The sequence below is a fragment of the Clostridium sp. UBA7503 genome, assembly GCF_002477055.1.
Classification (GTDB): domain Bacteria; phylum Bacillota; class Clostridia; order Clostridiales; family Clostridiaceae; genus Clostridium_J; species Clostridium_J sulfidigenes.
The window spans coordinates 77781-82570 of record NZ_DLNT01000038.1 but is presented as its reverse complement, the minus strand read 5'-3'; the positions used below and the strand labels follow the sequence as shown (position 1 = coordinate 82570).

Here is a 4790-nt window from a genome sequence, read left to right as displayed (position 1 = left end):
CAGTTATTTTGCGACGCCCCCATTTTTTACATTTTAGTTTTTAAATATTTCAGGATAGAAGTCTTTAGCTAATTTTTCTAAGCAATCGAAGGTTCTGTAGCCATATCCCATAAGTTCAGTGTATTCAACAGAAACTATATTTTTATTCTTTATAGCTTCAACACTTTGAAGTGTAGGTTCTGCTAATAGCCTATCTACGGCATCAACATCTACTGAAGCATTTTTATTTGCTGTTACATAAACAATATGGTCAGGGTTAGAAGAAATTATATTTTCTAATGATATAGAACCCCCTTTTTCAATAACGTTATCTGAATTTAACACATTTAACATTTCCTTTTGTAATGAAGCATTAGCACCATAAGCAGTAAAGGATTCTCCATTATAATTAACTATTAGCATAACCTTTTTTCTTTCGCTAGTGGTTGGAACTTTTGATTTAATGTTATCAAATGAATTCTGAAGTGAGTCAGCTAATTTATTAGCTTTATCTTGAACATCGAACATAGTACCTACGTTCCTAACATCTTGAATAATTGTGTCTAAGGAAATATGGGCATTCATTTTACTTGCCAATTGAACGTAAGTATTAATACCAACTTCATTTAAACTTGGTATTGAACCATATCTATCATCTTTAAATGAAGCGGATCTTCCAATTACTAAATCAGCACCTGAGCCAACAACAACTTCTTTAGCAACATCACCTTTGTTAGCAATTGCAGGTATAGATTCGTAGTCTGTTTTTAAATTCTCTAACATAGGAGTATCTAAGTCACCTGTTCCAATTATAGAATCTTTTAACCCTAAAGTTAAAAGTAGTTCAGTTGAAGTTTGATTATTAGTTATAACTTTCTTTGGAGCTTCATTAAAAGTCTGTTTGTACACATTTCCTTCAGAATCAAAAGCATCAAAGGTTATTGGATAAGTTGTTTTATTAGTTGATGCAGTTGTAGAAGTGCTAGTTTGCTCTTGCTTTGATGGTGAGTCTACATTTTCAGTTTTATTACTGCAGCCTACAAAGACTACAGCAGATAGAGCTAATGATGTAAGTAAAAGTAAAGTTTTTTTATTCATGATAATTCTCCTCTCGATTTCCATATTAAAAGTTTTAATTTTTATATAATAAAATATTTAGTTATAGTTTTTGTTTAATGTAATGATGGTGGTAAGTATTCAATAGAAAGCTTTTGGGTAGTTGGATTTATGTGAACGATAGATTCAACATCATATACTTCTTTAATTGTTTTTTCTGTTATAACTTCATTTGGAATCCCGTTATACACAATAACTCCATCTTTCAAAACATAAAGCTCATCACAAAATTGAGAAGCTAATGTTAAATCATGCAAAGCAGCTAAAACACATATATTTAAATTTTTAACTATTGACATAACTTCTAGTTGATACTTTATATCTAGATGATTAGTGGGCTCATCTAAAATTAATATTTTAGGGTTTTGAGTTATTGCTCTAGCCAATATAACTCTTTGCTTTTCCCCTCCAGATAATAGGCTGAAGTTTTTTTGAGCAAAATCTATCATTCCAACTTGAGATAAAGCTTTAAGTGCAAGATCATAATCATTTTTATTATCCTGCTCTAATAAACCTTTATAAGGAGCCCTACCCATTAGAACTATATCTATAACTTTAAAATCAAAGTTAATATTGTTAAATTGGCTAACCACTCCAAGAGTTTTAGCAAGAGATTTTTTGTTGTAATTTTTTATATCCTTATCAGATATAAAAACATCTCCAAAGGTTGGCTTTATTACACCATAAACAGCTTTCAATAATGTTGATTTTCCACTCCCGTTTGGACCTATTAAGCCTATGAACTTATTACTTGTAACGGCTAAATCAATTCCTTTTACAATTTCTTTTTTGGATAAATTCACCCTTAATTCTTTAATTTTCAAATCCATTAAAATCACCTACTTATCTCCATATCCGAAGCCCTTTCTCAATAAAATGTAAACAAAGAAGGGTGCTCCAACTAAACCAGTAATAATACCAATGGATAATTCAGCATTAGGGATGATTATTCTAGCAAAAACATCAGCCCAAATTAAGAATATAGAACCTAAAAGTATTGAAGTTGGAATTAGCCTTTTATGATCAGACCCAACTATAGATCTTGAAATATGGGGAATTATTAATCCTACAAAGCCTATAATCCCGCAATTAGCTACTAAAATACCTGTTAGTAATGATGTGATTATCATATAAATTTTTCTGTATAAATTTAAATTAAGCCCTAAAGTCATTGAGGCTTCATCACCCATTAACATTAAGTTTAAAGTTCTTCCTTGAGTTAAGAAAAATAAACAACATATAGTTACAGCTAAAATTACAAAACCTATATTTTGCCACTTAGCAGTTGCCAAAGAACCCATTGTCCAGAATTTTACCGTTTGCATACCTTCAGCATCGCTAGCAATAGAAATTATAAAATTAGATAGAGATGTACATAAGGCACTGACTACAGTTCCCGAAAGGACTAATTTGGAAGAGGACATTTTATTTCCCATTGAGGATAATACCAATACTAGGATAGAGGCACTTAAAGCACCTAAAAATGCCCAAAATGACACATTGCTTATGGAAAAGAGACTAAATGAGCCTAATCCTAACATTATAGAGAAGGTTGCACCTAGTGATGCACCAGAAGAAATTCCTAAAATATATGGCTCAGCTAGAGGATTTTGAACAGTTGCCTGCATTATTGTTCCACATACAGCAAGTCCAGCTCCAACAACAATAGCAAGTAAAACTCTAGGCATTCTAATTAACCAAATAACATTATAAGTAGATATATTACTTACTTCAGCAGCATCACCTAAGGATAATCCGAATAATTCATTTAAGATTATGCTATAGGATACAGAAGGTTTTATTCTAAGTGAACCAAAGGATACTGATAAAATTACAGAAATAAATAATAATATAATTAAGCCTAAGATAAATAAATTGAAGGATTTTTTTATCTTTTGGTTTTTCTCATAAGAAGCATTTAAAATATCTTTCACATTTAACATCCTTTCTTGAACTCCTACTAAAAATGAGGTAAACTATTCTAGAGAATTTATTGATAATAATTATCAATTTCATTAACTATTATAATATAGAAAAAATCGTAATAGAATATACTAAAATAAAAACATGGACAATTATTTAAAGTTATATGTATTGAAAGGAGTTTATTTACTTGAAAAATGTTAATAAAGGTGATTTATTAAAAGAATTTAGAAAAAATACTTTTGAAGTTTTTAGAATAGAAAGGTTTATAAAGAATTCTATGTCATCGAAAAATGGTTATACAACTAATCTCTCAGCATTCATTTTTACTGTAAGAGGAAGAGCCCAAATAGAGTTTGATAATGAGGTCTATACTGCTGAAAGAGGAAAGGTGATTCATGGATGTAAAAATAAAAACATATCATTTAAGGTTTTAGGCCATGAAGAATTTGAGTATATAAATATCTATTATATGGCAGATGAATATATTAAGCCTAATTCTTATATGAATTCAATCTTCGAATTTGATGTAATAAATTATGAAGAGATATTGAAATCCTTGTATGAACTTAAAGAAATATCTTCAAAACAACAATTAACATCAAAAGTAAATCTTCAAATACAAACCTCATTATTTTTAAGAGAACTTTTTACTGATTATAACTACAAAAAGGGATTAAGTGAAAAAGATTTTACCATAGATGTAAGTGAATTTATTTCACAAAACTATATGGAAGAGATTACATTAGGCGCGCTTTCAGAAAAATACGGAGAAAAATCTAATAGAATATCATACTTATTTAATAAATATTTAAATATTCGTCCTATAGATTATTTAATCCAATGCAGAATGACTGCTGCATACAAGTTGTTAAATGAAGGTTTTGCAGTTAAGGAGGTTTCAAAAAAGATTGGCTATAATGATGAATTCTATTTTAGTAGGTTATTTAAAAAAAGTTTTGGAGTTACTCCAAGCAAGTTAAAGAAAGGATAGAAGGTATGCGAGGAAGAATTTTAACAAGGACAGTTTTGGATAGAGAGATTTTTATGTATTTACCAGGGAAGTATGATATATATGATAAAAAATATCCTGTAGTTTATGTTCATGATGGTGATAAATTTAGAAAGTTTTTAGGTGGAATAATTGATGAAATAGAAGATAAATTTGAAAATAAATTTTTAGAGGAACATATAATAATTGGAATTACACCTTTTGACAGATTAAATGAATATACCCCTTGGGCAGCAGAATCTAACAATGAAAGATTTCATCCATTTGAGGGCAAGGGGGATGAATACTTAGAATTTTTAATAAGTGATTTACAAACTTATATTGAAAAAGAGTTTAGAGTAAGTAGTAATAAGAATGATAGAAAAATTATGGGACATTCTCTTGGAGCTTTAATTTCTTTATATTCAGTTTTTAAAAATGATAATTATATTAAGGTAGCAAGTATATGTGCATCTCAATGGTATGATGGATGGATTAAATTTATTCAGGAAGAAACTTTAGTAAATGATGATTTTAGACTTATTATTGTTGCTGGAAGAAAGGAGGGACATAGCAAGACTACAATTCAGAAGGACATGCCCAAGTTCTCTAGTATGTCCTATGAAATATTTAAGAAACATATAGGAGAAGAAAATGTAGAAATGGTTTGGGATGATTACGATCACCACGAAAATATATTAAATAGGTATAAAATTGCTTTGGAATTTTTAATGAGAAAAAATTAATTGGTTTAATAATTACAAGGAGAAGTAATTTTTGC

General features: G+C 29.2%; 5 protein-coding genes. 2 read left to right on the top strand and 3 right to left on the bottom strand.

Annotation, left to right across the window (positions count from 1 at the left end; genetic code table 11):
* Window positions 1–33: 33 nt before the first annotated feature.
* From B3630_RS10095 to B3630_RS10085, 3 genes are all read right to left on the bottom strand, one after another.
* A complete protein-coding gene (locus tag B3630_RS10095) occupies window positions 34–1077 on the bottom strand; it encodes an ABC transporter substrate-binding protein (protein ID WP_346897780.1) in 1044 nt (347 codons plus the stop codon).
* Between the two features lie 74 nt (window positions 1078–1151).
* Entirely contained in the window at window positions 1152–1925 is a 774-nt protein-coding gene (locus B3630_RS10090; RefSeq protein WP_346897786.1) for an ABC transporter ATP-binding protein, read from the bottom strand.
* Between the two features lie 9 nt (window positions 1926–1934).
* Entirely contained in the window at window positions 1935–3029 is a 1095-nt protein-coding gene (locus B3630_RS10085) for a FecCD family ABC transporter permease (protein WP_414633008.1), read from the bottom strand.
* A 179-nt stretch (window positions 3030–3208) separates the two neighbouring features.
* Between B3630_RS10085 and B3630_RS10080 the strand changes: the two genes are divergently transcribed.
* On the top strand, window positions 3209–4012 hold the full coding sequence (locus tag B3630_RS10080; RefSeq protein WP_346897776.1) for an AraC family transcriptional regulator: 804 nt from the start codon (window positions 3209–3211) through the stop codon (window positions 4010–4012).
* Between the two features lie 5 nt (window positions 4013–4017).
* The gene (locus B3630_RS10075) at window positions 4018–4755 is read left to right on the top strand and encodes an alpha/beta hydrolase (RefSeq protein WP_346897774.1); all 738 of its coding nucleotides are present in this window, start codon (window positions 4018–4020) and stop codon (window positions 4753–4755) included.
* The last annotated feature ends 35 nt before the right edge of the window (window positions 4756–4790 follow it).